This window comes from Bacillus nitroreducens (assembly GCF_964021195.1).
This window is the reverse complement of the sequence record NZ_CAXHYI020000003.1, coordinates 3,552,179-3,569,180: the sequence shown is the minus strand read 5'-3', so window position 1 is coordinate 3,569,180 and position 17,002 is coordinate 3,552,179. Positions and strand designations below refer to the sequence as shown.

Annotated in this window: 14 protein-coding genes; all 14 read left to right on the top strand. The window is 37.5% G+C overall.

From position 1 onward, the window contains the following. Positions 1 to 128 precede the first annotated feature (128 nt). The 14 genes from pyrH to ACWPVE_RS21205 all read left to right on the top strand — a co-directional run bounded on the left by pyrH (position 129) and on the right by ACWPVE_RS21205 (position 16,998). On the top strand, positions 129 to 851 hold the full coding sequence (gene pyrH / locus ACWPVE_RS21270) for a UMP kinase (RefSeq protein ID WP_453996892.1): 723 nt from the start codon (positions 129 to 131) through the stop codon (positions 849 to 851). Between the two features lie 4 nt (positions 852 to 855). After that, positions 856 to 1,413, top strand: a complete 558-nt coding sequence (gene frr / locus ACWPVE_RS21265; RefSeq protein ID WP_453996890.1) for a ribosome recycling factor — start codon at positions 856 to 858, stop codon at positions 1,411 to 1,413. Positions 1,414 to 1,552: 139 nt separating this feature from the next. Then, the gene (locus tag ACWPVE_RS21260) at positions 1,553 to 2,314 is read left to right on the top strand and encodes an isoprenyl transferase (protein ID WP_453996888.1); all 762 of its coding nucleotides are present in this window, start codon (positions 1,553 to 1,555) and stop codon (positions 2,312 to 2,314) included. A 38-nt stretch (positions 2,315 to 2,352) separates the two neighbouring features. After that, positions 2,353 to 3,144 (top strand): phosphatidate cytidylyltransferase, encoded by a 792-nt coding sequence (locus tag ACWPVE_RS21255; RefSeq protein ID WP_453996886.1) that lies wholly within the window; start codon positions 2,353 to 2,355, stop codon positions 3,142 to 3,144. A gap of 27 nt (positions 3,145 to 3,171) precedes the next feature. Then, a complete protein-coding gene (locus ACWPVE_RS21250; protein WP_453996884.1) occupies positions 3,172 to 4,329 on the top strand; it encodes a 1-deoxy-D-xylulose-5-phosphate reductoisomerase in 1,158 nt (385 codons plus the stop codon). 35 nt (positions 4,330 to 4,364) lie between these two features. Further along, positions 4,365 to 5,624, top strand: coding sequence for an RIP metalloprotease RseP (gene rseP / locus ACWPVE_RS21245; RefSeq protein WP_453996882.1), 1,260 nt, complete (start codon positions 4,365 to 4,367; stop codon positions 5,622 to 5,624). A gap of 134 nt (positions 5,625 to 5,758) precedes the next feature. Then, entirely contained in the window at positions 5,759 to 7,462 is a 1,704-nt protein-coding gene (locus tag ACWPVE_RS21240) for a proline--tRNA ligase (protein WP_453996880.1), read from the top strand. Between the two features lie 131 nt (positions 7,463 to 7,593). Continuing rightward, positions 7,594 to 11,907, top strand: a complete 4,314-nt coding sequence (locus ACWPVE_RS21235) for a PolC-type DNA polymerase III (RefSeq protein WP_453996878.1) — start codon at positions 7,594 to 7,596, stop codon at positions 11,905 to 11,907. A gap of 329 nt (positions 11,908 to 12,236) precedes the next feature. Continuing rightward, positions 12,237 to 12,710 (top strand): ribosome maturation factor RimP, encoded by a 474-nt coding sequence (gene rimP / locus ACWPVE_RS21230; RefSeq protein WP_453996876.1) that lies wholly within the window; start codon positions 12,237 to 12,239, stop codon positions 12,708 to 12,710. A 108-nt stretch (positions 12,711 to 12,818) separates the two neighbouring features. Beyond that, complete coding sequence (gene nusA, locus ACWPVE_RS21225; RefSeq protein WP_453996875.1) at positions 12,819 to 13,955, top strand: transcription termination factor NusA; 1,137 nt, start codon at positions 12,819 to 12,821, stop codon at positions 13,953 to 13,955. Between the two features lie 10 nt (positions 13,956 to 13,965). Further along, the gene (gene rnpM, locus ACWPVE_RS21220; protein WP_453996874.1) at positions 13,966 to 14,244 is read left to right on the top strand and encodes an RNase P modulator RnpM; all 279 of its coding nucleotides are present in this window, start codon (positions 13,966 to 13,968) and stop codon (positions 14,242 to 14,244) included. Next, positions 14,245 to 14,541 (top strand): YlxQ family RNA-binding protein, encoded by a 297-nt coding sequence (locus ACWPVE_RS21215; protein ID WP_453996872.1) that lies wholly within the window; start codon positions 14,245 to 14,247, stop codon positions 14,539 to 14,541. It abuts the gene before it with no gap. Between the two features lie 19 nt (positions 14,542 to 14,560). After that, on the top strand, positions 14,561 to 16,723 hold the full coding sequence (gene infB, locus ACWPVE_RS21210) for a translation initiation factor IF-2 (RefSeq protein ID WP_453996870.1): 2,163 nt from the start codon (positions 14,561 to 14,563) through the stop codon (positions 16,721 to 16,723). Beyond that, positions 16,720 to 16,998: a DUF503 domain-containing protein gene (locus ACWPVE_RS21205; RefSeq protein ID WP_453996868.1), complete on the top strand. Its 279-nt coding sequence runs from the start codon at positions 16,720 to 16,722 to the stop codon at positions 16,996 to 16,998. The genes infB and ACWPVE_RS21205 overlap by 4 nt, the downstream gene beginning before the upstream one ends. The last annotated feature ends 4 nt before the right edge of the window (positions 16,999 to 17,002 follow it).

Here is a 17,002-nt window from a genome sequence, read left to right as displayed (position 1 = left end):
AGCTTTAAATCAAGTACTGACGCCATGGCTGACTAATTATAAGACAATTCTTTAGAGATTTTCTGTTAGTTGGTTCCCATAGATAGGCGCAATGTACTTTTCTTATAAAGATGGAGGTTTTTTATTCAATGAGCGATGCCAAATATAAACGTGTAGTGTTAAAATTAAGTGGAGAAGCATTAGCGGGTGAGCAGGGATTTGGCATAAATCCATCTGTAATCCAGTCTGTAGCCAAACAAGTGAAGGAAATTGCTGAGCTTGGAGTGGAAGTTGCTGTAGTAGTTGGCGGTGGAAATATCTGGAGAGGTAAAATTGGAAGTGAGATGGGTATGGATCGTGCAAATGCCGACTATATGGGAATGCTTGCAACAGTAATGAATTCCTTAGCATTGCAGGATAGTTTAGAAAATCAAGGTATCCAAACTCGTGTTCAAACATCCATTGAAATGCGTCAAGTTGCAGAACCGTACATAAGAAGAAAAGCAATTCGTCATCTTGAGAAGAAACGAGTTGTAATTTTTGCAGCAGGAACAGGAAATCCTTATTTCTCTACTGATACAACTGCTGCGCTACGTGCTGCTGAAATAGAGGCAGAGGTTATTTTAATGGCGAAAAATAATGTTGATGGTGTTTACACTGCAGACCCAACTAAAGATAAAACAGCTGTAAAATACGAGACCTTATCCTATCTAGATGTCATCAAAGAAGGATTAGCTGTAATGGATTCCACAGCTTCTTCACTTTGTATGGACAACGATATTCCGTTAATCGTCTTTTCAATCATGGAAGAGGGCAATATTAAACGTGCTGTACTCGGAGAAAATATTGGAACGATTGTAAGGGGGAAATAACTTTATGGCAAATAATACGATAAACCAAGTGAAAGATAAAATGGCTAAAGCAGTTCAAGCGTTATCTCGTGAACTAGCAACTGTTAGAGCTGGTAGAGCGAATCCAGCTATTCTTGATAAAGTTACTGTTGATTATTATGGTGCACCTACGCCATTAAATCAATTAGCATCTATTAATGTTCCTGAAGCTAGAATGCTTGTCATTCAACCATATGACAAGTCAGTGTTAGGTGATATGGAAAAAGCGATTCAAAAGGCTGATTTAGGTTTAAACCCAACAAATGATGGCTCTATTATTCGTATTTCAATCCCGCCACTAACTGAAGAAAGACGACGTGAATTAGTGAAGGTTGTTAAGAAGTATGCAGAAGAGTCAAAGGTTGCTGTTCGAAATGTTCGTCGTGATGGCAATGATGAATTGAAGAAACTTGAGAAAAACGGTGAAATCACAGAGGACGAATTACGTAGTCTGACTGAGGATATCCAAAAACTTACAGATGAATCTATTAATAAAATTGATTCTGTTACAAAAGAAAAAGAAAAAGAAATCATGGAAGTCTAATCCATTTCAATGTACAATATATTGTAAAAAGACCCTCTTACGTTTACAGGGGGTTTTTTTGTTAATACTGTCTACTAATTAGTTACCTCGACCAATTAGATGGTAAAATGGATTGATACGGGTGTTGGAGGACTTATTCATGTTTAAAAAATTTAAAAAGGCGAAGAAAAAGCCTATTTCTATTTCGGAAGAGGAAATAGCAAAGGGGCCAATTCCTAATCACATAGCAATCATAATGGACGGTAACGGTAGATGGGCAAGAAAACGATCATTGCCACGAACTGCTGGTCACCATGAAGGAATGAAGGTTGTTAAAAAGGTGACAAAACTTGCTAGTAGACTAGGAGTTAAGACGTTAACAGTCTACGCGTTTTCAACCGAAAACTGGAAGCGTCCAGAGGATGAGGTTAATTATTTATTAAAACTTCCCCAAGAATTTATGGGAACCTTCCTACCAGAGTTAATTGAAGAAAATGTACAGGTCCGAATTATGGGGAATAAAAATGCGATACCTGCACATACTCAACAAGCGGTTGATAAAGCGGTAAACGATACAAAACATAACACTGGCTTGGTTTTAAACTTTGCCCTAAATTATGGAGGCCGCGCAGAAATCTTAGATGCGGTAAACAATATCGTTACGGACTATCAGGAAGGTCGTATACATAAACAAATAGATGAAGAACTTTTTTCAGGGTATTTAATGAGTGCAGGATTAGCAGATCCTGATCTATTAATTCGAACAAGTGGGGAAATTCGACTAAGTAATTTTATGCTCTGGCAGCTTGCATATACAGAATTTTGGTTCACCGATGTATTATGGCCTGATTTTAAGGAACAACATTTGTTAGAGGCAATAAGTGGTTTTCAAAAGAGAGGTAGACGATTTGGTGGTTTATAATTGTAATCACCAATCCGTTTTCAAAAAGGAATGATACAATGAAACAAAGAATTATTACAGCGATAATTGCAGCAGCAGTCTTTATACCTATTGTGATTATTGGAGGTATCCCATTTACAATCCTGGTCTATTTAATGGGGGCAATAGCAGTTTTTGAGCTATTGAGAATGAAGCACATTCATATTGCATCTATCCCAGGGATTATATCCCTTATCTTGTTGTGGGTTATTTTAATACCTAGTGAGTATAATGAGTTTTTTACGACTTTAAAATTTACGAAAATTGAATTGGTCCTCCTTATCGTCTTATTTATCTTGACGTATACTGTTATTTCGAAAAATAACTTTAGCTTTGATGATGCTGGACTTATTATTTTAGCGGCGCTATATATTGGATTTGGGTTTTATTATATGATTGAAATAAGAGCGCTGGGATTAGCATATATATTTTATGCGTTCGTTGTTATATGGACAACTGATTCAGGTGCCTATTTTGTTGGTAGAAAGTTGGGTAAAAATAAACTTTGGCCAGAAATAAGTCCAAATAAAACAATTGAAGGATTTATTGGGGGAATTGTAACTGCAGTTGTTTTTGCATTGATTTTTAACATGATTGCAGATTTATTTGATTCCTTTATTTCCTTATTTATTGTGACATTAGTCGTGTCAATTTTTGGACAAATTGGGGATCTAGTAGAATCTGCATTGAAGCGACACTATAAGGTAAAGGATTCAGGAACACTCTTACCTGGTCATGGTGGTATATTAGACCGGTTTGATAGTATGCTTTTTATTCTACCGATTCTTTATTTTTTACGAGTTATCCTTTAGTAGTGGTTGTAAATTGGGAGTGAGTTTGTGAAAAAAATAAGTTTATTAGGTGCGACAGGCTCAATTGGGCAGCAAACATTGGATGTGATTGAACAACATCCAGATCAACTGCAGCTTGTAGCGATGTCATTAGGAGAGAATATTACACTAGGAAGAGAAATCATACGTAAGTTTTCTCCAAAACTTGTTTCTGTAAAATCAAGAGAAACATTTGAAATTCTTAGAAATGAATTTGAAAGTGACATTCAGTTTGTTTATGGTGATGAAGGACTGATCGAAGTTGCTACATTTGAAGAATCCACAATTGTACTTAACTCAGTAGTGGGAAGTGTAGGTCTTCTGCCAACACTTAAAGCAATAGAAGCAAAAAAGACGATTGCTCTTGCTAACAAAGAAACATTAGTAACAGCAGGTCATCTTGTTATGGATGCAGCTAAACGTAATGGTGTTGACATCTTACCTGTTGATAGTGAGCACTCTGCTATTTTTCAATGCTTACAGGGTGAAAATGAAAAGAATGTGGACAAAATTATTCTTACTGCTTCAGGCGGGAGTTTCCGTGACCGAACTCGTGAGGAACTTGAGGGAGTTTCGATTGAGGATGCACTCAATCATCCGAACTGGTCAATGGGTGCAAAAATAACAATTGATTCTGCGACAATGATGAACAAAGGATTAGAGGTCATTGAGGCTCACTGGTTGTTTAATCTTCCTTATGAAAAAATTGAGGTTCTTCTTCATAAAGAAAGCATTATACATTCTATGGTTGAGTTTCAAGACAGTAGTGTCATCGCTCAACTTGGAACACCAGATATGAAAGTGCCTATCCAATATGCCTTTTCATATCCTGATCGTTTACCAATGTCGGCTTCTAAGGATAGATTAAAACTTTGGGAGATCGGTAAACTGCATTTTTCAAAGCCTGACTTCGACAGGTTTAGATGCCTTGGATTAGCGTTTCATGCAGGAAAAACAGGTGGGACGTTACCAACTGTATTGAATGCAGCTAATGAAGAAGCCGTAGCAGGATTTTTGAGTGGGAAAATTTCATTCTTAGAAATTGAAGAAATGATTGAGGAAACAATGGAGAAACATCAGACCATCCAAAACCCTAGTTTGGATATTATTCAACAGGTAGATAAAGAAACACGGGCATATGTACGTGAGTTAGTAGAGAAAAAATAAAGAATAAAGTCAACTAACAAAAGGTGGTTAAATATGTGGAGACTGTGATAGCCTTTATATTAATTTTTGGTGTACTCGTATTTGTTCATGAGTGGGGACATCTCATGTTAGCAAAACGAGCAGGAATTCTCTGCCGTGAATTTGCAATTGGGATGGGACCAAAGGTATTTACCTTTACTAGAAATGAAACACTTTATACGATTCGTCTCCTCCCAATTGGTGGATATGTTAGAATGGCTGGCGAAGATCCAGAAATGATAGATATTAAACCAGGGCATAATATCGGCTTATTATTCGATAAACTTGGGAAAGTTGATAAAATTATCTTAAACAATAAAGACAAATATCCAGATTTAAGAGTCATAGAAGTAGAAGAAGCAGATTTGGAACATAATCTCTTTATTTCAGGGTATGAAGATGGAGAAGATGAGACTTTAAAGCGATTTGAAGTTAGTGAGACTGCCTTCTTTGTTGTAGATGGACAAGAGACTCAAATTGCTCCATATAACCGTCAATTCGCCTCTAAAACGTTAATTCAACGAACATTGGCAATTGCTGCTGGGCCAGCAATGAACTTTGTACTAGCTTTTGTTATTTTAATCGCTCTTGGATTGTTACAAGGTACTCCAGTTGATAAACCTATCTTAGGTCAATTAACAGAAGACGGTGCTGCAATTCAAGCTGGTCTTCACGAAGGGGATATTGTTCGTGAGGTCGACAATGAACAAGTATCTAGCTGGAACGAAATTGTGGAGATAATTCGTGCACATCCAGAAGAGGAAATTCCATTTGTTGTCGAACGTAATGGTGAGCTTCTGGAAATATCCGTTACACCAAAAGCGCAACAACTAGAAGATCAGACAATTGGCATCATAGGTGTATATGGTCCAGTTGAGAAATCTGTCATACCTTCGTTAAAACATGGCGTGATGGAAACCTTTATGTGGACAAAAGAAATTTTATTAGGACTCGGAAAGCTTATAACTGGACAATTCTCCATTGATATGCTTTCAGGGCCAGTTGGAATATATGTTTCAACCGATACAGTGGTTCAGTCAGGAATCTATTATGTGATGAAATGGGCTGCTATACTTAGCATCAACCTTGGAATTGTCAACCTTTTACCATTGCCAGCTCTTGATGGTGGAAGATTAGTGTTTTTTGCAGTAGAGGCTGTACGTGGAAAACCAATTGACAAGCAAAAGGAAGGTATGGTTCATTTTATCGGATTTGCATTACTAATGCTGTTGATGTTGGTTGTAACTTGGAATGATATTCAAAGATTCTTTTTATAAAGTAAACCTTAATTAGTGTGGGGATTCAAATTCTGTTTCCCCTCTAATTGTTTGCCTGCGACCCACTCATGTGGGAGTCTTTCCACCCGTTAATGCGGGATAACTTAAGTTGAAATTATAATGAGGTGCAAGATATGAAACAAAGTATGACACTTATACCTACACTACGTGAAGTACCAGCAGATGCTGAAATCAAAAGTCATCAACTCTTAATTCGAGCAGGTTTTATACGACAAAATGCTAGTGGCGTGTATAGTTATCTCCCATTAGCAAAACGTGTACTACAAAAAATTGAGACAATTGTCCGTGAAGAAATGGAGCGTGCAGGTGCTGCTGAACTTCTTATGCCTGCTTTAACTCCTGCAGAACTATGGCAAGAATCTGGTCGGTGGTATTCATATGGTCCAGAACTCATGAGATTACATGACCGTCATAAGCGTGATTTTGTACTGGGTCCTACGCATGAGGAGACCATCACTAGCATTGTTGGCGATGAAATTAAATCATATAAGAGATTGCCACTTACTCTTTATCAAATCCAAACTAAATTCCGAGATGAAAAAAGACCACGTTTCGGACTATTACGTGGCCGTGAATTTATTATGAAGGATGCATATTCTTTTCACGCAGATCTAGAAAGTTTAGATGATGTTTATGAAAAAATGTATACTGCCTACTCTAATGTGTTCGCTCGTTGTGGATTGAACTTCCGAGCAGTCATGGCGGATTCAGGTGCGATGGGTGGAACAGACACTCATGAATTCATGGTGCTTTCTGAAATTGGGGAAGATACAATTGCCTATTCAGATACATCCACATTTGCAGCGAATATTGAAATGGCTCCAGTAATCATGGAATACCCAAAAAGTGATGAGCCTGTAAAAGATTTAGAAGAAGTAGAAACAATCGATATAAAAACGATTGAAGAGGTAGCGGGTTATCTTAATGTTTCAGCAGAAAAATGTATCAAATCATTACTATTCCAAGTGGATGATAAGTTTGTGCTAGTATTAGCTCGTGGGGACCACGAAGTGAATGACATAAAAGTAAAAAATTTACTTGGAGCTACAACAGTTGAATTAGCAACTGCAGAAGATACTGAAAGAATTATGGGTTGTACAGTCGGTTCACTAGGTCCAATTAATGTGTCTGAAGACATTACTGTAATTGCTGACCATGCCGTAGCATCAGTTGTTAATGGTGTTTGTGGTGCAAATAAAGAGCATTATCATTTTGTGAATGTGAATCCAGATCGTGATTTTGCTGACATTCAATATGCTGACCTACGGTATATTCAAGAAGGAGATCCTTCTCCAGATGGACAAGGAAAAATCGTTTTTGCTGAAGGGATCGAAGTTGGTCATATCTTTAAGCTTGGTACACGCTATAGTGAAGCTATGGACGCTACATTCCTTGATGAAAATGGAAGAGCACAACCTATCATCATGGGTTGCTATGGTATTGGAATTTCAAGAACCCTTTCTGCAGTAGCAGAACAATCTAATGATGAAAATGGTTTAATTTGGCCATCAAATCTTGCACCATATGATTTGCATCTGATTCCGATAAACATGAAGAATGAAGAACAAAAAGCCCTTTCTGAATCGTTATACCTAACCTTACAGGAGAGTGGTTACGATGTTTTATTTGATGACCGAGCTGAACGCCCAGGTGTCAAATTTGCCGATTCTGATTTAATCGGTCTTCCTCTACGTATTACTGTTGGGAAAAAAGCAAGCGAAGGTATTGTTGAAGTAAAAGTACGTAAAACAGGGGAAACATTGGAAATAAATATTGAAAATCTAATCGAGACAATTAACAAATATGTAGTAAAATAAAGAATAGAAAAGAAAAGGGTACCTCTGTATATGTTGAGGTACCTTCATTATTGTTTAAGTGAAAGAGCAGGATAATAGTGTGAATATAGGCCGCTAATCTAGGCATTTTCGTCTGAAGAGGGGGAACGAGGATGGAATTATCGCCACAGCAGAAAGAGCGTTTTAATGTATTGCTTCAACAACTTGAATTAACAGATGATGCACTTGTAGCGCATTTTGAAAATGCAGGAATTGAAAAACTTGTAATTGATAAAGAAAAGAAAGCATGGCATTTCTTTTTCTCATTAAATAAATTAATTCCAGCAGATGTTATGAGAATATTCTCTACACAATTACGCACAAAGTTTACTAATATCGCCTCAGTAAGTTTCTCAATACGTGTACAATCACAACATGTCACCGAGGAGATGGTTCAAGCCTATTGGCCTCTATGTTTACAAGAGTTAGATGGAATCGCTCCACCGATACTTTCTTTATTGCATAATCAAGTACCAAAACAACAAGGTCTAAAACTTCATATCAAAACAAGAAATGATACAGAAGCGACTGCCATAAAGAAAAAATATGCTCAAATAATTGGACAGGTGTATGAGTCATATGGTTTTCCATTTTTTCAGCTTGAAACAGAAGTAGAAGTCTCTAATAAAGAATATGAGCAATTCTTAGAGAAAAAACAACAGGAAGATCAAGAAAAAGCTTTATTAGCTGTTGCTGACATGCAGAAGAAAGAAAAGGAAAAAGACCAAGCTGGCGCAATCTCAGGACCTATTACGATTGGTTATACAATTAAAGATGATGAAGATTTCAAAGAAATTAGTTCAATCCTTGATGAAGAACGTAGAATTGCTATTCAAGGTTATATCTTTTTTGCAGAGACGAGAGAATTGCGTAGTGGTAGAACGCTTCTCACGTTTAAAGTGACAGACTATACTGATTCGATATTGGTGAAAGTCTTCTCTCGTGATAAAGAAGATGTTCATCTATTACAAGCCATCAAAAAAGGAATGTGGGTACGGGTGCGAGGAAGCATTCAAAACGATACATTTGTCAGGGACCTAGTTATGTTAGCGAATGATATCAACGAAATACAGCCTTTAAATGAAAGAAAAGACACCGCGCCTGAAGGAGAGAAGCGTGTTGAACTTCACCTTCATTCACCGATGAGTCAAATGGATGCTGTAACATCAATTAGTCAATATGTTGGACAGGCTAAAAAATGGGGACATACTGCTATTGCTTTAACCGACCACGCAGTTGGACAATCATTCCCAGAAGCATATGCCGCTGCAAAGAAAAGTGGAATAAAGATGATTTATGGGGTTGAAGTTAACTTAGTAGATGATGGTGTTCCTATTGCATATAATTCACAACACAGGAACTTAGAAGAAGATACCTATGTCGTCTTTGACGTTGAGACAACAGGATTATCTGCGGTTTATAATACGATTATCGAATTAGCTGCGGTGAAGGTTAAGAATGGAGAAATTATTGACCGGTTCGAATCATTTGCTAACCCACATCATCGATTAAGTGCAACTACCATCGATTTGACAGGCATTACAGATGATATGGTTCGAAATGCACCTGAGGTCAGTGAAGTTCTAGTTAAATTTAAGGAATGGACTGAGGATGCCATTTTAGTCGCTCATAATGCGAGCTTTGATATGGGCTTTTTAAATGTGGGTTATAAAAAAGCGGGGATCGAACAAGCAACAAATCCAGTCATTGATACACTCGAACTTGCTAGATTCTTATATCCAGAACTTAAAAATCACCGTTTAAATACATTATGTAAAAAGTTTGATATTGAGTTGACACAGCATCACCGAGCAATTTATGATGCTGAAGCTACAGGGTACTTAGCGGTGAAATTATTGAAAGATGCGGCTGAAAAAGGAATCGCATATCATGATCAACTTAACGATTACATGGGACAAGGAAAGGCGTATCAACGCTCTAGACCTTATCATGCAACTTTGCTAGCACAAAATGATGTAGGTCTTAAAAATCTATTTAAATTAATTTCCTTATCCCATATTCACTATTTTTATCGTGTACCTCGTATTCCGCGGTCTCAACTGCAGAAATATCGTGAGGGAATTCTAGTTGGTTCTGCTTGCGATAAAGGGGAAGTCTTCGAGGGAATGATGCAAAAATCTCCAGAAGAGGTAGAATCCGTTGCTCAGTTCTATGATTATTTAGAAGTACAGCCACCTTCAAATTATAAGCATTTATTAGAATTAGATTTAATACAGAATGAACGTGAGCTTAAAGATATTTTGAACAATATTGTTAAGCTTGGAGAAAAGTTGAATATACCTGTTGTTGCAACAGGTAATGCGCACTATTTAAATCCTGAGGACCATATCTATCGAAAAATTTTAGTAAGGTCTCAGGGTGGTGCAAATCCATTAAATCGTCATTCACTTCCAGAAGTTCATTTTCGGACAACGAATGAAATGTTAGACTGTTTCTCTTTTCTAGAAAAAGAAAAAGCAAAAGAAATTGTCGTAACAAATACACAAAAAATAGCTGATATGATTGGCGAAGTAAAACCAATCAAAGATGATCTTTATACACCTAAAATTGAGGGTGCTGACGATGAAATTCGTAATATGAGCTATAGTATGGCAAGAAGCATCTATGGTGAGGACTTACCTGAAATTGTAGAAAAACGATTAGAAAAAGAGTTAAAAAGTATTATTGGGCATGGATTTGCGGTTATTTATTTGATTTCGCATAAACTTGTAAAAAAATCACTTGATGATGGATATCTTGTAGGTTCACGTGGTTCGGTAGGGTCTTCTTTAGTCGCGACAATGACAGAAATTACAGAGGTTAATCCCCTACCACCACATTACGTTTGTCCAGATTGTAAACATTCTGAGTTTTTTAATGATGGATCTGTTGGATCTGGTTTTGACTTACCAGACAAGGAATGCCCACAATGTGGTGCGAATTACAAAAAAGATGGTCATGATATCCCGTTTGAAACTTTCCTTGGATTTAAAGGGGATAAAGTACCAGATATTGACCTTAACTTCTCAGGTGAATACCAGCCCCGTGCTCATAACTATACGAAGGTTTTATTCGGAGAGGATTATGTATTCCGTGCTGGAACAATTGGTACAGTAGCCGAAAAAACTGCCTATGGATATGTAAAAGGGTATGCTAATGACAATAATTTAACGATGCGTGGAGCAGAAACGGATCGATTAGTTGCGGGTTGTACAGGGGTCAAACGGACAACGGGTCAACACCCAGGGGGCATAATCGTTGTCCCAGACTACATGGATATTTATGATTTCTCACCGATTCAATATCCTGCTGATGATACAAATTCCGAATGGAAAACAACACATTTTGATTTCCACTCGATTCACGATAATGTATTAAAGCTTGATATACTTGGTCACGATGATCCAACTGTGATTAGGATGCTTCAAGATTTAAGTGGAATTGATCCAAAAACGATACCTACAGATGATCCTGAAGTTATGAAAATTTTCAGTGGTACGGAATCTCTCGGAGTAACAGAAGAACAAATTATGTGTAAAACGGGAACACTGGGGATTCCAGAGTTCGGTACACGATTTGTTCGTCAAATGCTAGAGGATACTAAACCAACTACTTTCTCAGAACTTGTTCAAATCTCTGGTCTGTCACACGGTACGGATGTATGGTTGGGTAATGCTCAGGAGCTTATCCATAACAATATATGTACGCTAAGTGAAGTTATTGGTTGTCGTGACGATATTATGGTGTATCTCATATATAAAGGCTTAGAGCCGTCATTAGCCTTTAAGATCATGGAATCTGTACGTAAAGGTAAAGGACTAACAGATGAGTTTATTGAAGAAATGAAGAAAAATGATGTTCCAGATTGGTATATTGATTCATGTCTAAAAATCAAATATATGTTCCCTAAGGCCCATGCTGCCGCATATGTATTAATGGCCGTTAGGATTGCGTATTTCAAGGTTCATCTACCATTACTATACTACGCAGCATACTTCACTGTTCGTGCTGATGATTTTGATGTTGATGCGATGGTTCGAGGTTCTAGTTCAATACGTGCGAAGATCGATGAAATTAATGCAAAGGGACTTGATGCTTCACCTAAGGAGAAGAACCTCCTTACTGTTCTCGAATTGGCACTTGAAATGTGTGAGCGAGGTTTTGCCTTTAAGAAGGTTGATTTATATCGCTCGAGTGCTACAGAATTTATCATTGATGGGGATGCACTTATACCACCGTTTAACTCAATTCCAGGACTAGGTACAAATGCAGCAATCAATATTGTAAAAGCTAGAGAACAAGGTGAATTTTTATCGAAAGAAGACTTACAGAAACGTGGTAAAGTATCCAAAACAATCATGGAATATCTAGAGAATCATGGATGTCTTGAGGATATGCCAGAACAAAACCAATTATCGTTGTTCTAATTGTATGCAGTTCAACGAATGTCTCTATCGGACATAGAATGGACCGAAAGATAAATGACCTTTCGTTTTTCTATTCATTTTGATTTGCATATAAATACCGATTATGTTATAGTTTTTATGGAAATACTATGTATATTACTGGTAAAAGAGTGGGGCTTCCCACTCTTTATTCTTTGGCTGAGGCTAAAATTGTGTATCAATGTGTTTAAGATGGAACTTCTCTATATTTTCCAACTGCCTCCCTGCTATTATAGCAGGGTGTTTTTACACTACTTAGGAAATACTATGAATAAAACAAAGGTATTCCTTGACAGCTTAGGAGGAAAAACATGAGCAAAAAGGTAACACAGATAGTGGAAGAATTAGTGATACCTATATTAACTGAATTACAGATGGAGCTTGTTGATGTCGAGTATGTAAAGGAAGGGAAAGACTGGTTTCTTCGTGTCTACATCGATTCAGAAAAGGGTGTTGATATCGAAGATTGTGGTACAGTTAGTGAAAAATTAAGTGAAAAACTTGATGAAGTAGATCCCATTCCGTATAACTATTTTCTCGAAGTTTCTAGTCCAGGTGCTGAGCGGCCATTGAAAAAGACAAGTGACTTCGAAAAGGCAATTGGAAAACAAGTGTATGTCAAAACATACGAGCCAATCGATGGGGAAAAGATTTTTGAAGGAGAGCTTGCTTCATTTGATGGTAGTCTTGTGACAATGAATATAATGGTTAAGACACGAAAAAAATCTGTTGAAATTCCGTATGAAAAAATCGCAAATGCGAGACTTGCTGTTACTTTTAACTAAAAAAGTGAGAGTTCAAAGTGTGATGAAATGGATGAGGTTGTCATTTTCACCAGACTATTTGAACAACATCTAATAGGTTTGAGATAATAAAGGGGGATTTGAAATCCAATGAGTAGTGAATTATTAGATGCCTTAACATTGCTCGAGAAAGAAAAAGGCATTAGTAAAGATGTGATTATAGAGGCAATCGAGGCAGCTCTTATTTCTGCATATAAGCGGAATTTTAATCAAGCTCAGAATGTAAGGGTTGATTTAAACTTAGCAAATGGTTCAATGCGAGTGTTTGCTAGGAAAGATGTAGTAGATGAAGTGTTTGACCCACGATTGGAAATCTCCTTAAGTGAAGCTAGAACTATTAATCCAAACTACCAAGTGGATGACGTTGTTGAAATTGAAGTAACACCAAAAGATTTTGGACGTATTGCCGCACAAACGGCTAAACAGGTCGTTACTCAACGTGTTCGAGAAGCAGAAAGAGGAGTTATCTACTCAGAATTTATTGATCGTGAAGAAGATATTATGACGGGAATTGTACAACGTCTTGATTCTAAATTTATCTATGTAGCTTTAGGTAAAATTGAAGCATTACTCCCGGTTAATGAACAAATGCCAAATGAACAGTATAAGCCTCACGACAGAATTAAAGTCTACATAACAAAGGTTGAAAGAACGACAAAGGGACCACAAATCTTTGTTTCTAGAACACATCCTGGATTACTGAAGCGTCTATTTGAAATTGAGGTTCCAGAAATCTATGATGGAACAGTAGAAATAAAGTCAGTCGCTAGAGAAGCGGGAGATCGTTCAAAAATTTCTGTCCACTCCGATAATCCAGAAGTAGACCCAGTCGGATCCTGTGTTGGACCAAAGGGGCAACGTGTTCAAGCAATCGTGAATGAATTAAAAGGTGAAAAAATTGATATTGTTAAATGGTCCGATGATCCAGTTGTTTTTGTAGCAAATGCTCTAAGTCCATCTAAGGTTCTTGATGTCATTGTGAATGAAGAGGAAAAAGCAACAACTGTCGTTGTCCCTGACTATCAATTATCATTAGCCATTGGTAAACGAGGACAAAATGCACGATTAGCAGCAAAATTAACTGGTTGGAAAATTGATATTAAAAGCCAATCAGAAGCTGAACAAGCAGGAATTTACCCAAGAGAAGGCTTTGGACTATTTGAAGACGATCAACTAGAGGAAAACGAGGAAGAAGCATTCGATTTGCAGACTGAAGAAATCGAGTGAGGTGGAAAAATTGGTAGGGAAGAAAAAAATACCATTACGTAAGTGTATAGTTAGCGGTGAGATGAAGCCGAAAAAGGAACTAGTAAGAATTGTCCGTTCCAAAGAGGGTGAGGTTTCAATAGACCTTACTGGAAAAAAGTCAGGGCGAGGCGCATACCTAAGTAAGGATAAAGAATGTATCTTGCTTGCAAAGAAAAGGAACATACTAGCAGGTCAACTAAAAGCTACGATTGATGATTCAATTTATGAAGACTTACTCCAACTGGTAGAGAAAGAGAAGCTTTCATAAATGGAAAAGTGGATATCGTTATTGGGACTTGCCAATCGAGCAAGAAAGGTCATTTCAGGTGAAGAACTTGTTGTGAAGGAAATTCGCAACGGAAACGCAAAAATCGTTTTATTATCTGATGACGCTTCAGCAAACACTACAAAGAAAATCACAGATAAATGCACGTATTATCAGGTTCAACTTCGTAATGTAAGCGATCGGTACACATTAGGGCATGCGATTGGAAAAGATGCTAGAGTAGTTGTCGCTATTACAGATAGTGGGTTTGCAAAAAAAATTAGTCACTTGCTCGATTAACATATTTGGGGGTGAACATATGAGCAGAATGCGTGTATACGAATATGCAAAAAAACAAAATATCTCAAGTAAGGAAGTTATATCGAAGCTAAAAGAGATGGACATAGAAGTAAAAAATCATATGGCAACAATAGAGGGAGATATTTTGAATAAATTGGATCAAACATTTGGTAAAAAATCAGAAGCACCAAAGGCTTCAAACGAACAAAATAAAAATAACAGTCCAAAACAACCAGCTAATAATGCTACAACGAATGTGACTGAAAAGAAGGATGCTAAGAAAAAGCCAGCACCTTCTAAAAATCAAGGACAAAAGAAGGGCTTCCAGTCTAATAATCGAAACAATAATCAAAAGAATAAAAAGAGACAGGGTAATAATCGACCAAATCATCAACATCAACCTGTTCAACCAAAGCCTGAAAAGAAATTACCTGAAAAAATTACGTTTATCGGTTCATTAACAGTTGGAGAATTAGCTAAAGAACTTGGCAAAGAGCCTTCAGAAATTATTAAGAAGCTCTTTATGCTTGGGGTAATGGCGACAATTAACCAAGAACTTGATAAAGATTCTATCGAATTAATCGCTTCAGAGTACGGTGTAGAAGTAGAAGAAGAAATTGTCTTTGATGTAACTGAATTTGAACAATATGTCGAAGAAGATAATGAGGAAGACTTAATTGAAAGACCTGCAATCGTAACAATCATGGGACACGTTGACCATGGTAAAACAACAACTCTTGATTCAATTCGACATACAAAGGTTACTGCTGGAGAAGCTGGTGGGATTACTCAACATATCGGTGCCTACCAAGTTGTTGAAAATGGCAAAAAAATAACTTTCTTAGATACACCAGGACATGCCGCGTTTACGACAATGCGTGCTAGAGGAGCACAGGTTACAGACATAACAGTATTAGTTGTAGCTGCAGATGATGGTGTAATGCCACAGACAGTAGAAGCAATTAACCATGCTAAAGCAGCTGAGGTACCAATTATCGTTGCTGTGAATAAAATGGATAAACCTACGGCAAACCCTGATCGAGTTATGCAGGAATTAACTGAGCATGGCCTAGTTCCTGAAGCTTGGGGAGGCGAAACCATTTTCGTACCGATTTCAGCATTAACTGGTGAGGGTATCGACGAGTTGCTTGAAATGATCCTTCTCGTTAGTGAGGTTGAAGAGTACAAAGCGAATCCTAAAAAGAGAGCAACAGGTACTGTAATTGAAGCAAAGCTTGATAAAGGTAGAGGATCCGTTGCTACGTTATTAGTTCAAAATGGAACGTTACGCATTGGTGACCCAATTGTAGTTGGAAACACATTTGGTCGTGTACGTGCAATGGTTAATGATTTAGGCCGTCGTGTTAAAGAAGCAGGTCCTTCAACTCCAGTTGAAATTACGGGACTTAATGATGTTCCACAAGCTGGTGACCAGTTTGTTGTCTTCGAAGATGAAAAGAAAGCACGTCAAGTTGGAGAAGCTAGAGCTCAGAAACAATTAGTTGAGCAGCGTGGGGATAAAGTAAAGGTTAGCCTAGAAGATTTGTTTGAACAAATCAAACAAGGTGAAATGAAAGAAATTAATTTAATTGTAAAAGCTGATGTTCAGGGTTCTGTTGAAGCCTTAACTGCGTCACTTCAAAAAATCGACGTAGAAGGTGTAAAAGTTAAGATTATCCATACTGGCGTTGGTGCAATTAATGAATCAGATATTACGCTTGCATCAGCTTCAAATGCTATTGTAATCGGCTTTAATGTTCGACCTGATGTTAATGCGAAACGTAAAGCGGAAGAGGAAGAAATTGATATTCGTCTTCACCGCATCATCTACAAAGCGATTGAAGAAATTGAATCTGCAATGAAGGGTATGCTAGATCCTGAATTTGAAGAGAAGGTAATTGGCCAGGCTGAAGTACGTACTACTTTTAAAGTATCTAAGATTGGTACGATTGCTGGAGCTTACGTGACAGATGGGAAGATTACTCGTGACAGTGGAGTACGTCTCATCCGTAACGGCGTCGTAATATTTGAAGGTGAAATTGATACGTTGAAACGTTTCAAAGATGATGTGAAAGAAGTAGCTCAAAACTACGAGTGTGGTATAACAATTGCGAAATACAACGATATTAAAGAAGGAGATATCATTGAAGCATTCGTCATGCAAGAAGTTGAACGCCGTTGATCGGATATGTTGAGTGCGAATGTGTAATTTATGATGTAAATTCTTTAAAAGCGAAGCGTGCTGTTTTGCAGAGCGTTATAACGAGGCTCAAGCAAAAGTTTAATGTTTCAGTGGCTGAGGTTGACCATCAGGATACATGGCAGCGAACAAGGCTTGCGATTGTTACTGTTGCATCAAGCCGTAAAGTCACTGAACACGAATTAAACAATGCTCTAAAGTTTATTGATTCGTTTCCAGAATTAGATCGAACAGTAACCGATTTTGAGTGGTTATAGACGA